Raw genomic sequence first — 14,087 nt, forward strand, 5'->3', positions numbered from 1 at the left:
GGTGGGCGCTCCGCCCCTTCGGGCCGGGCGGGCGTTTCGCGCTACTGCGGCCAGATCACCGGATAGAGCGAGGCCACCAGCAGTGCTGCCATGGTCCAGTTGAACAGGGTGAGCCGCCGCCGGCTGGTCAGGAACCGCGCCATCTGCTGGCCCAGCACTGTCCAGGAGCCGACCGAGGGCAGGTTGATGGCGCCAAAGACCGCGCCCACCAGCAGGATCGCCGCCAGGGTCTGATCCGGCGTGTAGGCGCTGATCGCAGTCAGGGCCATTGCCCAGGCCTTGGGGTTCACCCATTGAAACGCCGCCGCCTGCAGAAAAGTCATCGGCGTGCCGCCCCCGCCCTTGGCTTCCACCGGTGCGGCATGGGCGATCTTCCAGGCCAGCCACAAGAGATACACCACCGACACCGCCTTCAGCACCGTGTAGCTGACCGGGAAGGCGTCAAACACCTGCACCAGGCCTGCGCCGACCAGCAGCACCATGAACACAAATCCCAGCGCCACCCCCAGCATATGCGGGATGGTGCGGCGGAAGCCGAAATTGGCGCCGGACGCCATCAGCATCAGGTTGTTCGGCCCCGGGGTGATCGAGGAAACAAAGGCAAACAGCGCCAGCGCGGTGAGGAGTTCATAGGTCATGCGCAAAAGTATTGCGCGCAACCCGCCAAATGTAATTGCGTTCTGCAGCGTTTGCGGCCTATTTTCGCAATCAGTGGCGAAAACGGACCGGATAAACCAGCAGATATTGCAAGAGCTCTCCCGCGATGGCCGCATCAGCAACCTGGAGCTGGCCGAGCGGGTCGGGCTGTCGCCATCGGCCTGCCTGCGCCGGGTGCAGGAGCTGGAGCGCAGCGGTGTCATCACCGGCTACCGCGCGGTGCTGGACCGCGAGCAGATGGGGCACGGCTTTACCACCTACATCGGCGTCGGCCTGGGCGAGCACACCAAGGAGGCGCAGCTTGCGTTTGAACGCGCCATGCAGGCCGCGCCGGAAGTGGTGGAATGCCACAACATCACCGGCACCATCGAATACCTGCTGCGCGTCGAATGCGCCGACCTGCCCAGCTACAAGCGCTTCCACACCGACATACTGGGCACATCTCCTTATGTCACCGGAATCACCACCTATGTGGTGATGGGCTCGCCCAAGGACATGCGGGCGTGAGGCTTTGCCGGCCGGGGATTTGAGTATTTGAGGAAAGATGAAACGGAGCAGTTTTCATCTTTCAAAAAATACTCCTTGCGCGGCCGTTGCGGCAGGTGTGCGGCTGCGGGTGTTGCGAACCCGGCGCACGCATCGCTTTCCCGATCTTAAGCTGTTCGGCCCATAGTCTTTCCCGATCGCGGTCACCGCCGGGCCTGACACCCCCGGCACCTTGGAACAGGTTCCCCTATGGGGACGTGCAGAGACAACGTTTAGCACGCGGGCGGATACGCCCGTACCGCCTCCGCCTTTTGGCGGCGCCGCCAATTCCTAACCGCCTGACAGCTTTGACGCGCAGGACACTGAAACAGAGATAGACAAGACCGGCGGGGCTGGGGCCTTGGCCGGGCAGCTAGCGTTGCGTGAGCAGATATGCTGCCGCCAGCTCTGGCGGGGCCAGCACCGGCACATCTGAGCTTGCGCGGATGGCCCCCGCCGCATTTGCCATCGAGGCCTGCGCCAGCACTACGCAGCCGAAGGCGCCCCCTTCCAGCGTTTGCAGGACATCCACTGCAATGGCCTGCGCAAAGCCGCCGCTATCGCCTGCTTCAAACAGCGGCCAGTGCCGTCCCAGGTGCAGGCAGGTGAGCTGCGGGTTCTGATCTCCGAAAGCGCGGCGCAGCAGGGCTGCCGAGGGCTCCGCGGTGCTGTCCAGGCAATAGGCCATCAGCACCGGCCCGCCAATGCGCGCGGCCTCTTGCATCATAGGCCAGTCGATGCGGATGGCGCCGGCCTCTTCTGCCACCTCGCCGATGGTGGTGCAGGAGCACAGAACGGTGCCGTCTGCTGCCTGGATTGCTTCAGTGATCTCGCGGCGCAGAGTAATACCAATTCCGCTCTGCGCCCGCTCCAGCCAATCCGGGCGGACCTGATGATGGAAGCCTGCCTCCGGCGCCAGCGCATCAAAGGTTGCGGCATGCATTGCAGCGGTGTGCAGTAACGTGGCTTTGCTCATGAAACCTCTCCCTCAAACCAAAAAGGGCGCCCCCATCGGGACGCCCTTCAACCCTTCGATCACGGACCGGCGTCAGCTGCCCGCGATCAGTTCGGCCTGCGCCACAATCACCTCGGCCTGCTTGATCGAGGCGATGTCGACCAGACGGCCCTTGTACACCGTGGCACCGGCGCCCGAGGCCTTGGCCTCTTCCATCGCCGCCAGGATCTCGCGGGCTTCCTGCACTGCTTCCTCCGACGGGGTGAAGACCTGGTTGGCCAGCGCGATCTGGCTGGGGTGGATCGCCCATTTGCCGACCATGCCCAGGGTCGCGGAGCGTTTGGCCTGGGCGATATAGCCGTCCTCGTCAGAGAAATCGCCGAACGGGCCGTCGACCGGCAGGATGCCATGGGTGCGGCAGGCGGCGACAATCGCGGCCTGGGCCCAGTGCCAGGGATCGGACCAGTGCTTCTGGCCGTCGCGGATCATGTAGTAGTCTTCCTGAGTGCCGCCGATGCCGGTGGTCTGCATGCCCATCGAAGCTGCAAAGTCCGCCGCGCCCAGCGACATTGCCTGGAGGCGCGGAGAGGATTTGGCGATGTCCTCGGCATGGGCAATGCCCGCCGCCGATTCGATGATCACCTCGAAGGAAATCGGCTTGGTCCGGCCCTTGGCACGCTCAATGGCGGTGACCAGCGCGTCCACGGCATAGACATCCTCGGCGCAGCCCACTTTGGGGATCATGATCTGGTCAAGCCGGTTTCCGGCCTGCTCCAGCAGGTCCACCACGTCGCGGTACCAATAGGGGGTGTCGAGCCCGTTGATCCGCACCGACAGGTACTTGCTGCCCCAATCGACGCTGTTGATCGCCTCGATCACATTGGCGCGGGCCTGGTCCTTGTCGGTGGGGGCCACCGAATCCTCGAGATCTAGGTTGATGACGTCGGCGGCCGAGGCGGCCATCTTCTCGAACAGCTTGACCTTGGAGCCAGGGCCGAACAGCTGGCAGCGGTTGGGGCGCGCAGGGGCTGCGGGCTGGATGCGGAATGACATGCGGAAACCTCCCGGGGTAAGGAAATTGCAGAATTTTCGCCCTTCGGGTTATTAAATTGCGCACGCACTTGCAAGTGTATTTTGCACTTGCGGCAAATTCCGCCGCGTTGCGGCAATTCTGTTTGCGGCCTCCCATGGCGCCCGATGTCGCAAACCCGCGCGAAACCGGCGTGTGCCGGGGATTAGGGGTGGGGCAGGACATGGGGCGCCAGAGAACCCCGTGCGGAAAAGGAGCTTCATGAAACGCGCATTGATCGACAATTGGGCCCTGTTTCTGGGCATGCTGATGCTGATGGTGGCCAACGGGCTGCTGGCGACGCTGCTGACGATCCGCGGCAATGGCCTGGGGTTTTCCGATTTCACCATTTCGGTGATGCAGGCCTGTTACCCGCTGGGGGCGCTGGCGGGCACGGTGATGGCACCGAAGATGGTCGAGAAGGTGGGCCATATCCGGGTGTTCTCTGCGCTGGCCTCGCTGGTGTCGATTGCCGCCATCGTGCACCTGCTGACCACCGACCCCTACAGCTGGTCGGCGATGCGGTTTCTGGGCGGCATCTGTTTCCCGGGGCTTTATGTGGTCACCGAAAGCTGGCTCAACGCCAAGGCAGAAAACCGGATCCGGGCGCAGGTGCTGTCGGTCTATTTCGTGATCCAGCTGGCGGGACCGGCGCTGGGCACCGCGCTGGTGGGCTTTCCGGATCCCAGCGGCAATCTCTTGTTCGGGCTGGTGTCGATCCTGATCTCGCTGTCGATCGTGCCGCTTTTGCTGTCGGACAACCGGGCGCCGGATTACACCGCGCCCGAGCGGATGCCGGTGCGCAGGCTTTACCGCGTCTCGCCGATGGCAGTGATGGGGATCCTGCTGATGAGCGTTGCGGTCTCGGCCACCTTCATCTCGTTGCCGCTGTATCTGCTGCCGATGGGATTTAGCGCGGCGGAGGCCTCGGGCGCGCTGGTGGTTGCGCTGATTGCCGGGGCGCTGGTGCAATATCCGGTGGGCTGGATCTCGGACCATACCGACCGCCGCTATGTGGTGTTCGGGCTGGGTATGCTGACCGTCATGGCCAGCGCCTGGGTGGCGCTGGAAAGCTCGCCCTCGCGGGCGGTGATCGGCTTTGCGGTGATCGCCATGGGCACCTTCCCGGCCTATTCGATCCTGACGGCCCATGCCAACGACCAGCTGAAGCCGTCGCAGATCGTGCCGGCCAGCGGCGCCATGGTGTTCCTGCTGAACGTCGGGCTGCTGGCGGGCACGCTTTTGGGTCCGAATGCGATCAGCATGGCGGACGGGCGCGGGCTGCCGCTCTTGCTGGCGATTGTCGGCAGCGGCGTGGCGGTGATTGCCATGGCCCGCCGGGTGCAGGAGGCAGCACCGGAGGAAACCGGCGAGGTGCAGGCGATGGGCGTGATCGGCGTGGCCCAGCCCGGGGTGCTGCAGGCGGAATCATGGCTGCCGGAGGAGGAAACACCTGCAAGCAGCAAGCCCGCAGGAGATTCTGCGGCTGTTTGATCAATCCTGCGAAGGAAATCGCGCCAGAGTAACTTTCTTGCGCGATTTCGAGAGGACTTTGCGCAGATTTGCCCTGACATTGGCGCGACCTGTTAAACTCGAAGGATGAGCGCGATGATCGAGACCCCTTATCTGCTGTTCCTGGGCGACGCGCCTGACATGCTGGCCGCCAAGGTTGCCATCGGCATCCGCGACTGGCGTCCTGACCACGCCGTCGGCCAGATCCGCCTGCCGGGCTGCGGCGCCGACCTGGGGATCAAGGACATGACCCTGGCCGAAGCCAAGGAAGCGGGCGCCAAGACCCTGGTGATCGGCGTTGCCAACCGCGGCGGCGTGATCTCCGAGGCCTGGAAGGAAGTCCTGATCGAAGCGCTGGAAATGGGCTATGACCTGGCCTCCGGCCTGCACAACCTGCTGCGCGACGAAGGCGACCTGGTGGCCGCGGCCCAGACCCATGGCGGCACCCTGCACGACGTGCGCGTCCCCACCGTCGGCTACCCGATTGCCAACGGCAAGCCGCGTACCGGCAAGCGCTGCCTGGCGGTCGGCACCGACTGCTCGGTCGGCAAGATGTACACCGCCATGGCGATGGACAACGAGATGCAGAAGCGCGGCATGAAGTCGACCTTCCGCGCCACCGGCCAGACCGGCATCCTGATCACCGGCCACGGCGTGCCGCTGGACGCGGTCATCGCCGACTTCATGGCGGGCTCCATCGAGTACCTGACCCCGGACAATGACGAAGACCACTGGGACCTGATCGAAGGCCAGGGCTCGCTGTTCCACGTTTCCTACTCGGGCGTCACCATGGCGCTGGTGCACGGCGGCCAGCCGGACGCGCTGATCCTGTGCCACGAGCCGACCCGCACCCATATGCGCGGCCTGCCGGAATACGACGTGCCGACCCTGGAATCGCTGCGCGACGTTGCCCTGCCGCTGGCGCAGCGCGCCAACCCGGCCTGCCAGATCGTCGGCATCTCGGTGAACACCCAGCACCTCAGCGAAGACGACGCGGTCAAGTACCTGGCCGAGGTCGAAGAGAAGATGGGCCTGCCCGCCGTCGACCCGTACCGCCACGGTGCAGGCCGCCTGGTGGACGCGCTGGCTGCAATCTGATCTAACAGCTCCCGCCGGAGGTTTTCAGGTGCGCCCTGGGATGCCTCCGGCGGGAGTATTTTTGGAAAGATGAAAGAGCGGGAAGCCCTTCCGGGGCGGCGCAGGCCGGTCCGCGGGCGCGGCTGCCCGCTGCAAGGGAAGGAACAGGCGATGCAGGTCTCCGTCACCCCGGACGTATTCAAACTGGCGCAGGTGTTCACCATCTCGCGCGGCTCGCGCACCGAGGCCAAGGTGCTGACCGTCAAGGTCGAGAAGGATGGCGTCACCGGCTGGGGCGAATGCGTGCCTTATGCCCGCTACAACGAGACGCTGGAGAGCGTGACCGCCGAGATCGAAGGCCTGCCCGCCGGTTTCACCCGCGAAGAGCTGCAGTCGCTGCTGCCCGCCGGAGCCGCCCGCAACGCAGTTGACTGCGCACTGTGGGATCTGGAGGCCAAGCAGGCCGGCAAGCGGGTCTGGGAACTGGCAGGCCTGCCGGAGCCCAAGGCGGAGATCACCGCCTATACGCTGTCACTCGACACGCCCGAAAACATGCAAAAGCAAGCGGCGGAAAACGCCTTCCGCCCGCTGCTGAAGATCAAGCTCGGCACCCCTGACGACATGCCCCGCCTGGAAGCGGTGCGCGCCGGTGCGCCGGATGCCAAGATCATCATCGACGCGAATGAAGGCTGGTCGGCCGAGGTCTATGCCGATCTGGCGCCGCATCTGGTGCGCCTCGGCGTGGAACTGGTGGAGCAGCCCTTGCCCGCGGGCGAGGACAGCGCCCTCATCGGCATGGAGCGCCCGGTGCCGGTCTGTGCGGATGAGAGCTGCCATGACCGTGAAAGCCTGCCGAAACTCAAGGGCAAATACGATGTGGTCAACATCAAGCTGGACAAAACCGGCGGCCTCACGGAGGCGCTGAAGCTGCGCGCGCAGGCGCTGGCCGAGGGCTATCAGGTGATGGTCGGCTGCATGGTCGGCTCATCGCTGGCGATGGCGCCCGCGACGCTTGTGGCGCAGGGTGCGGCGGTTACGGATCTTGACGGGCCGCTGCTTCTGGCCGAAGACCGCGCAACACCTTTGACATTCGACCAGGACGGGGTTCACCCGCCTGCAGCTGAACTTTGGGGCTGAGGAGAGAGACAATGACCCGTACCGTTTATGTGAATGGCGAATACCTGCCGGAAAATGAAGCCAAGGTCTCGATCTTCGACCGCGGCTTCCTGTTTGCCGATGCGGTTTATGAGGTGACCTCGGTCCTGGACGGCAAGCTGATCGATTTCGAAGGCCACGCCGTGCGCCTGGAGCGCTCGCTGAACGAACTCGACATGCCCTCGCCCTGCTCCAAGGAGGAGCTGCTGGAAATCCACCGCAAGCTGGTGGAGCTCAATGGCATCGAGGAAGGCCTGGTCTACCTGCAGGTCTCCCGCGGCTCCGATGGCGACCGGGATTTCGTGTTCCCCTCCGCGGACACCCCGCCGAGCCTGGTGCTGTTCACCCAGAACAAGCCTGGCCTGGCCGACAGCCCCGCTGCGCAGAAGGGCGCCAAGATCATCTCGATCGAGGACATCCGCTGGGGCCGCCGCGACATCAAGACCGTGCAGCTGCTGTATCCGTCCATGGGCAAGATGATGGCCAAGAAAGCGGGCTGCGATGACGCCTGGCTGATCGAGGACGGGTATGTGACCGAGGGCACTTCCAACAACGCCTACTACGTCAAAAACGGCAAGATCGTGACCCGTCCGCTCAGCAACGACATCCTGCATGGCATCACCCGCGCCGCGGTGCTGCGTCTGGCGGAAGAAGCGCAGATGGAAATCGAAGAGCGCCTGTTCACCATCGATGAAGCAAAAGAGGCGGATGAAGCCTTCACCACTTCGGCTTCGGCCTTTGTGATGCCGGTGGTGGAGATCGACGGCGTCACCCTGGGCGACGGCACCCCGGGCCCGATCGCCAAGCGCCTGCGAGAGATCTACCTGGAAGAAAGCCGCAAGAAGGCGATCTGAGTGCCCAGCACCGATTGAAATCCAAAGGCCGCCCGTGGAGGGCGGCCTTTTTCTTTCCGACAAGGCCGCGCAGGGCTGGCGTTAGTCCTACTCCTCCCAGCGGAAGACGTTCTTGTCTGCTTTTACACGTCCCAAAGAAGGCAGAGTGAAGTGGCTGCCCAGCACAGTGCAGGCTTTCTCTGAGGCCTCTTCCAGAAGCCATTTGCGAGAATGGACGGCTTGTTTCGCATCGGTGTCGAACTTGAAATGCCACTCCGGATGGCGGCACTGGGCCGTAGAATGCAGCGCGTCGCCGGTAATGATCGCTTCGCGGCCACCGCTGCGGATCAGGACAGAAACATGCCCGGGTGTGTGCCCCGGAGTCGGGATCAGCGTCACGTGATCGCCCAGCATGTGGCCGGCTTCAACCAGCTCAACCTGCCCGGCTTCCACCACCGGCAGCACGCTTTCCGTGTAAACATCGCTGCTGGCCTGGCGCTGGAATGCCTCGTCCGCCGATGGCATTGCGTAGCGGGCATTTGGGAAAGTGGGCACCCAGCGCCCGTCCTCCAGCCGGGTGTTCCAGCCAACGTGATCGGTGTGAAGGTGGGTGCATAACACATAATCGATGTCGCCGGTGCCGATCCCGGCGGCGGTCAGTGCCGCCATGAACCGGTTGTCTGAACGCTGGTGCCACTCCAGCCGGCCGGGAACCGTCTTGCCATTGCCCACGCAGCTATCGACCAGAATGTTGTGTGCGGGCGTTTTCAGAAGAAACCCCTGAATAGGCAGGATCAGCCGCCCGGTCCGGGTGCAGATGCTTCCGGGTGCTTCAGCCTCGATGACCGCTGCGGCGTCCGGGCCTGCGGTTGGGAACAGGTCTTCCGGCGTCATGAAGGGCGCGTGAATTTCAAGAATTCTCCACACTTCGACGCTGCCGATCTTGCAAAGCATGCTGGCCTCAAATCTGTTTGATGTAACAACGAAGCGGAGACTAGCGCCATAGACCTGCCAAGCAAGGCAGTTTTGCAGGTTCGCGCAGCCTTGCCTGCGGGCACATGCAACATCGGGCAAATACCCCGGGGTGAATTGGCCGCTAGGCCAAGAGGGGCAGCGCCCCTTCTGCTGCCGCATGAAAACGACGCGGGCGATGGCGGAAACGGACCGGTAAGCCTTGCCCATTGCTCCTAGCCTCGCTGTAACAGGGAGGTTTATCCATGCGGCCATTTGAAGGTGTCCGGGTTCTCGACCTGACACATGTCTTTGCCGGGCCCTTTGCAGCCTACCAGCTGGCGGTTCTGGGCGCAGAAGTGATCAAGATCGAGCCGGTCGGCCAGCCCGACATGACCCGAAGCGAGGGCGCCGACCCGGAGCTGAATGCGCAGGGCATGGGGCTGGCCTTTCAGGCCCAGGGAGCGGGCAAGAAATGCCTGGCGCTGGATCTGGCCATGCCGGAAGGGAAGGAGATCTTTGCCCGCCTGGTGCAGAGCGCAGACGCGGTGGTGCTGAATTACACCCTGCCGGCGGTGCAGCGGCTGGGGCTCACGTATGAGCGGCTGGCGGAGCTGAAGCCTGATCTGATCTATTGCGCAATCAGCGGCTTCGGGCAGCAGGGGCCAAAGGCGGAGCATCCCGCCTATGATACGGTGATCCAGGCTTTCAGCGGCATCATGGCGGCCAATGGCGAGGCCGGGCAGGACCCGGTGCGGGTGGGGCCTGCGATGGTGGATTACGGCACCGGCGCCCAGGCCGCCTTTGCCATTGCCGCGGCGCTCTACGGGCGGGCCATGACGGGGCAGGGGCGGCGGATTGACGTGGCGATGGCGGATGCGGCGCTGATGCTGCAGAACTCCGGCACCTGCCAGGCGCTGGCCACCGGCACCGGGCCGCGCCCGCATGGCAATCAGGACCCGTCGCTGGCCGGCTATGCGGCCTATGAAACCGCCGATGGCACGCTGATGATCGGCGCCTATACCAACCGGCAGATGGCGGGGCTGATGCGCAGCATTGGGCGCCCGGCGGAGGCGGAAGCGATTGAGAACACGCCGCGGGCAGGGATTGCCGGGCGGCGGACCTGGGATGCGGACATTCTGGCCGAGGTGATGAAGACCCGGACCGCGGCGCAATGGGAGGATCTGCTGAATGCCCATCACGTGCCCGCCGCCCGGGTGCGCAGGCTGGAGGAGAGCCTGGGCGAGCCGCATTACCAGGCCCGCGGCGTGGTGCAGGAGGTCGAGGGGCAGCGGCTGACGGTGGCGGGCTTTGCCTATGATCATGGCAGCCCGGCGCTGGATCACGCGCCGCGCGCCCATGGCGCCGACAGCGCCGGGGTGCTGCAGGGGATCGGGATTGCCGCCGATGCCTTTGCGGCGCTGAAAGCCAAGGGCGTGGTGGCCTGAGGGCGGCCGGGGAGCAGCCGCCTGAGAATGGCCTGAGAGCGGCCTGAGAGCGGCCAGAGGCACCCGGCCTCCGTCCGCAGCGCCGCGGCGCCAGCCCCCGCAGGTGGAGCGCTCCCGCCTGCCGGATCTGCATTGAAAATGCATTCCCTGCAGTTGGGCGTGGCGCCGCGCCATGCGCGGCGCCACGCCCAAGGCCGTCCGGAAGTCCGGCCCTGGGCCGGAGTTGCGCGCGGGCGCGGGAGCGCACCGGCGGCGGTTTGAAGCGCCACCGGAGTTTCATGCGGCCCCGGGAAGCCCGGGGGGCGCCTTGCCTCTGTTCCAGCCCGGCTGCCGTCCGGGAAAGCCCTGTGCCGGGCCGGAACAGCTTCCGCTTCTCAGCTGGCAAAGACGCTGAATGCCAGGTTGTCCAGGTCTTCCGGGCTCATGCCGCGCAGAATGGCCAGGGTCTCGCCGCCGCCGGAAATGATGATTTCGCCAGTCTCCGCGTCGAAGCGGGCTGCCGGGTCTCCGGCGGTTTCCGGATCGCTTGCCAGATCTGTTGACTGCAGGGAAATGGCAAGCGCGTCCTCTGCGGTGTCAAAATCCTCGATGATCACTGCACCTTGGTCGTCGTCATAGGCGTGTTGGACGCTGAAGAGATCGGCACCGCTGCCGCCGGTCAGCAGGTCGCCGTCGTCCCCGGTCAGAGTGTCATTGCCGATGCCGCCATTCAAGGTGTCAGAGGAATGCCGATCATCGGCTGCGCCGTCATCCACCGCCAGCAAGTAATCGTTCCCGGTATCGCCGAACAGGATGTTGGAACCGGAACTGTCGTTGAGAAGGTCATTGCCGCCGCCGCCCCGGACAAAATCATCGCCTGCGTTTTCATCCAGTTCAAACCGGTCTTCACCAAGGTAGAAATCATCGCCGGACCCCAGAAACACCCGGTCGTCCCCGTTGCCGCCGAAGGCTCGGTCAGTTCCGCCGCCGCCATAGATGGTGTCGTTGCCGTTGCCGCCGTAGAGGAAATCCTCCTCACCAGCGCCGCCGGACAGCGTGTCGTTCCCGCCGCCGCCGCGGATCAGGTCGCTGCCGCTGCCGCCGAGAACCCGCTCGGCCTCTGAACTGCCTTCAAAGGTCCCGCCATCTTCCTGAAGCCTGATGGTGTCATCCACTTCAAATTCGCTGTCTGCCCCGGCCTCCTTTTCATCCTGATTGTCAACGATCACAAAAGCTGTCCCGAGCATTGCGGTCAGCACAAGCAAACCCATCATCTGGACCCCCCCCCCCGAATACAATCATCGCGAGACTAGCGGCCGTGCGGCTGGAGTAAAGAGAGCAGGCGGGTTCATGGCCGGGCAGTGCTGGTTTTCCGGAGCAATGTGCGGGGAGGCGGGATAATCATTGAATTTTCCTCAAATTGTTGATGGCGCGACGCCATGGTTCGCCGCTGCAAGGTTCGGCGAATCCTGATTGCTGACACTCTGCTGGCAGCAGCGCGGTGGTAATCGGGGCCGGGACAGTTTGGGGGGAGCACGCATGACTGCACCTGATCACACAACGCATCTGGCGGGCATCGCCCTGGTCGCGGTCTCGGCCGCAGTTTTCAGCACTGCCGGGATCTTTACCCGCTCGGTGACGGCTGCGGCCTGGGTTGTGATCTTCTGGCGCGGGCTGGCGGCGGCGGGGTTTACCCTGGGCTGGCTGGCACTGCGGGGGCAGCTTGCCGAAGAGCTGCGCAGTTTCGGCCGCCGCTCGCTGCTGATTGCGGTTATGGGGGCTGCGGGCAGTGCCGCCTTCATTCCGGCCTTCAAGCTGAGCAGCGTCGCCAATGTGGCGCTGATTTACGCGGCGGCACCTTTTGCCGCCGCCGGGCTTGCCTGGCTGGCACTGCGGGAGGTGCCCAGGCGGCGGGTTCTGCTGGCCAGCGCCGCCTCGCTGGGCGGTGTGGCCCTGATCCTGCAGGGCGGGCTGGCCGGCGGCAGCCTCAGGGGCGATCTGCTGGCACTGTTCATGACGCTGATGATGGCGGGAATCATGACCGCCTACCGCAAGTGGCCGGACGCGAAGGCGGCGCTGCCCAATGCGGTGTCGTCGCTGCTGCTGCTGCCGGTAGCGGCGGCCTGCGTGCCGGTTATGGCGGTGCCGCAGGGCGAGATGCCGGTGCTGGTGCTGTTCGGACTGGTCTTTGCGGTCGCCTCTGTCACCCTGTGCGAGGGCGCGCGGCGGCTGCCTGCCGCCGAGACGGCACTGCTGTCGGCGCTGGAGACGCCGCTGGCGCCGCTCTTGGCTTTCCTGATCCTGGCCGAGCGGCCCAGCCTGCAGACCATGGCAGGCGGGGCGGTGATTTTTGCCGCTGTCCTATGGTCGCAGCGGCCTGTGCGGAAGGCGGCGGCTACTGCTTGTCCGTCACGTTCTCCTTGAACGCGACCTCAAAGGCCGCTTGTTTCTCTGCGCTGGCCTCGGTCTGGTAGCTGGCTTTCCACTCGTCCATGGTCATGCCGTAATAAGCCTCGCGCGCCGCGTTCTTGTCCATTTCGACACCGCGCTCATTGGCGGCTTCCTGGTACCAGCGGGCCAGGCAGTTGCGGCAGAAGCCGGCCATGTTCATCAGGTCGATGTTCTGCACGTCGGTGCGGTCTTCCATCAGGTGCTTCTGCAGGCGGCGGAAGGCGGCGGCCTGGATCTCGATCTCGGTTTGCTTGTCCATGGCGGTGGCTCCGGAGTTGTCTTGCGTCCCCGCAGGCCTAGCAGCCGGGAGGGGAGCGGGCAATGGGCGCGGGCTCAGATCAGTTGCAGCGCCAGCCACGGCCCCAGCGCGGTGGCGAAGATCACGATCTTGTAGGTGCCGAGCCAGCGGTAGATGCTGAGGCTGGCATCCGCGGGCGCCAGTCCGAAAATGCGGGCGTGCAGCCGGGCCACCCAATCCTGCAACAGCATCAGCAGGATGGCAGAGAGGGTGAACAGGCCGAGGTGCAGGATGGTCAGCCAGCCGAAGAAGGCGGAGAGGGTGTCCTGGGCCATGATGGCTCCTTTCCCGTATCTGTGCCGCGTTTCGGTTACAGATATGGGGTTGCGCCGCCGGTTCTGCAACGCGCGGCCGTTTTCCGGCACGGAAAACGGCCAGGAAAAATCGATTTTTCCTGGCCGGAATTCGCGCCGAATTCCGGCGCCCCCGGGATCAGAGCCCGGAGGCGTCCAGGGCCTTGGGCAGGACTTGGGCCAGGCGTTCGGCCCATTCGTGCTGGCCCTTGTGCTCTGCAATCAGGTCATTGCGCAGCTCGATCAGCGTATTGGGGCGGCCTGGCTTGGTGGCGTGGGTCTCGATCGCGTCGCCGGGCAGGTAGCCGGTGTAGGGTTCATTGACGCCGACACAGAGATCGCCGGGGCGGTTCAGTTCATCCACCACGAAGGGCGAGAACTGCTCGCCCTTGGGGAACAGAATGCCGATCTCCCAGGGGCGCGGGCTGCGGCCGCGCAGCTGGCGGGTGAAGCTGTGGACCGAGACGATCACGCTGCGGGGCCGCTCCGCCAGCCGCGCCAGCGCCCGGTGGTAGGGGCGGTAGCAGGCTTCCAGCCGCTGTTTCAGCTCTGCCTCGCCCGCGTGGCGGTTGGCGGGGATGATGGTGCCGTCGTAAAGCTTCATCAGAAGCGTCGGGTCGTCCTCGCCGCGGTTGGGGTCGATCACCAGGCGGGAGAAATTCGAGGCCACCACCGGCGCGTCCAGCATCTCGCCCAAGAGTTTCGACACCTCATAGGCGCCGACGTCATAGGCGATGTGGCGCTCCATATCCTCGCGCGGGAGGCCAAGATCGCCGCCGCCGGCAAATTCCGGCACGTGGTTGGTTGCGTGATCGCAGGTGATCAGCCAGCGGGCGGGACGGTCTTCGCCGTGAACAAAAAAGGGTGTGTATGTCATGAGCCTG

At 64.9% G+C, this 14,087-nt stretch carries 15 protein-coding genes; 7 read left to right on the forward strand and 8 right to left on the reverse strand.

The features are described 5' to 3' along the window. Positions 1 to 41 precede the first annotated feature (41 nt). Positions 42 to 638 carry a LysE family translocator gene (locus ACXAEH_RS18910; protein ID WP_475034959.1) on the reverse strand — a complete coding sequence of 199 codons (597 nt, stop codon included), beginning with the start codon at positions 636 to 638 and terminating at the stop codon, positions 42 to 44. A 73-nt stretch (positions 639 to 711) separates the two neighbouring features. On the opposite strand from ACXAEH_RS18910, the gene ACXAEH_RS18915 reads away from it, so the two are divergent. After that, positions 712 to 1,164, forward strand: a complete 453-nt coding sequence (locus ACXAEH_RS18915) for an Lrp/AsnC family transcriptional regulator (RefSeq protein ID WP_475034961.1) — start codon at positions 712 to 714, stop codon at positions 1,162 to 1,164. 391 nt (positions 1,165 to 1,555) lie between these two features. Here ACXAEH_RS18915 and ACXAEH_RS18920 read toward each other — a convergent pair whose 3' ends face one another. Continuing rightward, positions 1,556 to 2,158, reverse strand: a complete 603-nt coding sequence (locus ACXAEH_RS18920) for a hypothetical protein (protein ID WP_475034963.1) — start codon at positions 2,156 to 2,158, stop codon at positions 1,556 to 1,558. A 72-nt stretch (positions 2,159 to 2,230) separates the two neighbouring features. Then, positions 2,231 to 3,190 carry an L-malyl-CoA/beta-methylmalyl-CoA lyase gene (locus ACXAEH_RS18925; protein ID WP_475034965.1) on the reverse strand — a complete coding sequence of 320 codons (960 nt, stop codon included), beginning with the start codon at positions 3,188 to 3,190 and terminating at the stop codon, positions 2,231 to 2,233. A gap of 238 nt (positions 3,191 to 3,428) precedes the next feature. Between ACXAEH_RS18925 and ACXAEH_RS18930 the strand changes: the two genes are divergently transcribed. From ACXAEH_RS18930 to ACXAEH_RS18945, 4 genes are all read left to right on the forward strand, one after another. After that, positions 3,429 to 4,700 (forward strand): MFS transporter, encoded by a 1,272-nt coding sequence (locus tag ACXAEH_RS18930; protein ID WP_475034967.1) that lies wholly within the window; start codon positions 3,429 to 3,431, stop codon positions 4,698 to 4,700. 114 nt (positions 4,701 to 4,814) lie between these two features. After that, on the forward strand, positions 4,815 to 5,816 hold the full coding sequence (dgcN, locus tag ACXAEH_RS18935; protein ID WP_475034970.1) for an N-acetyltransferase DgcN: 1,002 nt from the start codon (positions 4,815 to 4,817) through the stop codon (positions 5,814 to 5,816). 150 nt (positions 5,817 to 5,966) lie between these two features. Then, positions 5,967 to 6,932 (forward strand): N-acetyl-D-Glu racemase DgcA, encoded by a 966-nt coding sequence (dgcA, locus tag ACXAEH_RS18940; RefSeq protein ID WP_475034972.1) that lies wholly within the window; start codon positions 5,967 to 5,969, stop codon positions 6,930 to 6,932. A gap of 11 nt (positions 6,933 to 6,943) precedes the next feature. Beyond that, a complete protein-coding gene (locus ACXAEH_RS18945; RefSeq protein WP_475034973.1) occupies positions 6,944 to 7,804 on the forward strand; it encodes a D-amino-acid transaminase in 861 nt (286 codons plus the stop codon). Between the two features lie 87 nt (positions 7,805 to 7,891). On the opposite strand, the gene ACXAEH_RS18950 is transcribed toward ACXAEH_RS18945, so the two are convergent. Next, positions 7,892 to 8,737 carry an MBL fold metallo-hydrolase gene (locus ACXAEH_RS18950; RefSeq protein WP_475034975.1) on the reverse strand — a complete coding sequence of 282 codons (846 nt, stop codon included), beginning with the start codon at positions 8,735 to 8,737 and terminating at the stop codon, positions 7,892 to 7,894. A gap of 263 nt (positions 8,738 to 9,000) precedes the next feature. Between ACXAEH_RS18950 and ACXAEH_RS18955 the strand changes: the two genes are divergently transcribed. After that, entirely contained in the window at positions 9,001 to 10,182 is a 1,182-nt protein-coding gene (locus ACXAEH_RS18955) for a CaiB/BaiF CoA transferase family protein (RefSeq protein ID WP_475034976.1), read from the forward strand. A 374-nt stretch (positions 10,183 to 10,556) separates the two neighbouring features. Here the strand turns inward: ACXAEH_RS18955 and ACXAEH_RS18960 are convergent, their stop codons facing one another. Beyond that, positions 10,557 to 11,435: a calcium-binding protein gene (locus ACXAEH_RS18960; protein WP_475034979.1), complete on the reverse strand. Its 879-nt coding sequence runs from the start codon at positions 11,433 to 11,435 to the stop codon at positions 10,557 to 10,559. Positions 11,436 to 11,700: 265 nt separating this feature from the next. Here ACXAEH_RS18960 and ACXAEH_RS18965 point away from each other — a divergent pair, with 265 nt between their 5' ends. After that, positions 11,701 to 12,585, forward strand: a complete 885-nt coding sequence (locus tag ACXAEH_RS18965) for a DMT family transporter (RefSeq protein ID WP_475034981.1) — start codon at positions 11,701 to 11,703, stop codon at positions 12,583 to 12,585. On the opposite strand, the gene ACXAEH_RS18970 is transcribed toward ACXAEH_RS18965, so the two are convergent. From ACXAEH_RS18970 to ACXAEH_RS18980, 3 genes are all read right to left on the reverse strand, one after another. Continuing rightward, the gene (locus tag ACXAEH_RS18970; RefSeq protein WP_475034983.1) at positions 12,557 to 12,871 is read right to left on the reverse strand and encodes a DUF1244 domain-containing protein; all 315 of its coding nucleotides are present in this window, start codon (positions 12,869 to 12,871) and stop codon (positions 12,557 to 12,559) included. The two genes, ACXAEH_RS18965 and ACXAEH_RS18970, sit on opposite strands and share 29 nt — an antisense overlap. A 74-nt stretch (positions 12,872 to 12,945) precedes the next feature. Beyond that, entirely contained in the window at positions 12,946 to 13,185 is a 240-nt protein-coding gene (locus tag ACXAEH_RS18975) for a DUF6868 family protein (protein WP_475034985.1), read from the reverse strand. 157 nt (positions 13,186 to 13,342) lie between these two features. After that, positions 13,343 to 14,080 (reverse strand): N-formylglutamate amidohydrolase, encoded by a 738-nt coding sequence (locus ACXAEH_RS18980; protein WP_475034987.1) that lies wholly within the window; start codon positions 14,078 to 14,080, stop codon positions 13,343 to 13,345. Positions 14,081 to 14,087 lie beyond the last annotated feature (7 nt).

The sequence above is a fragment of the Leisingera sp. ABM4_060 genome (assembly GCF_056158765.1).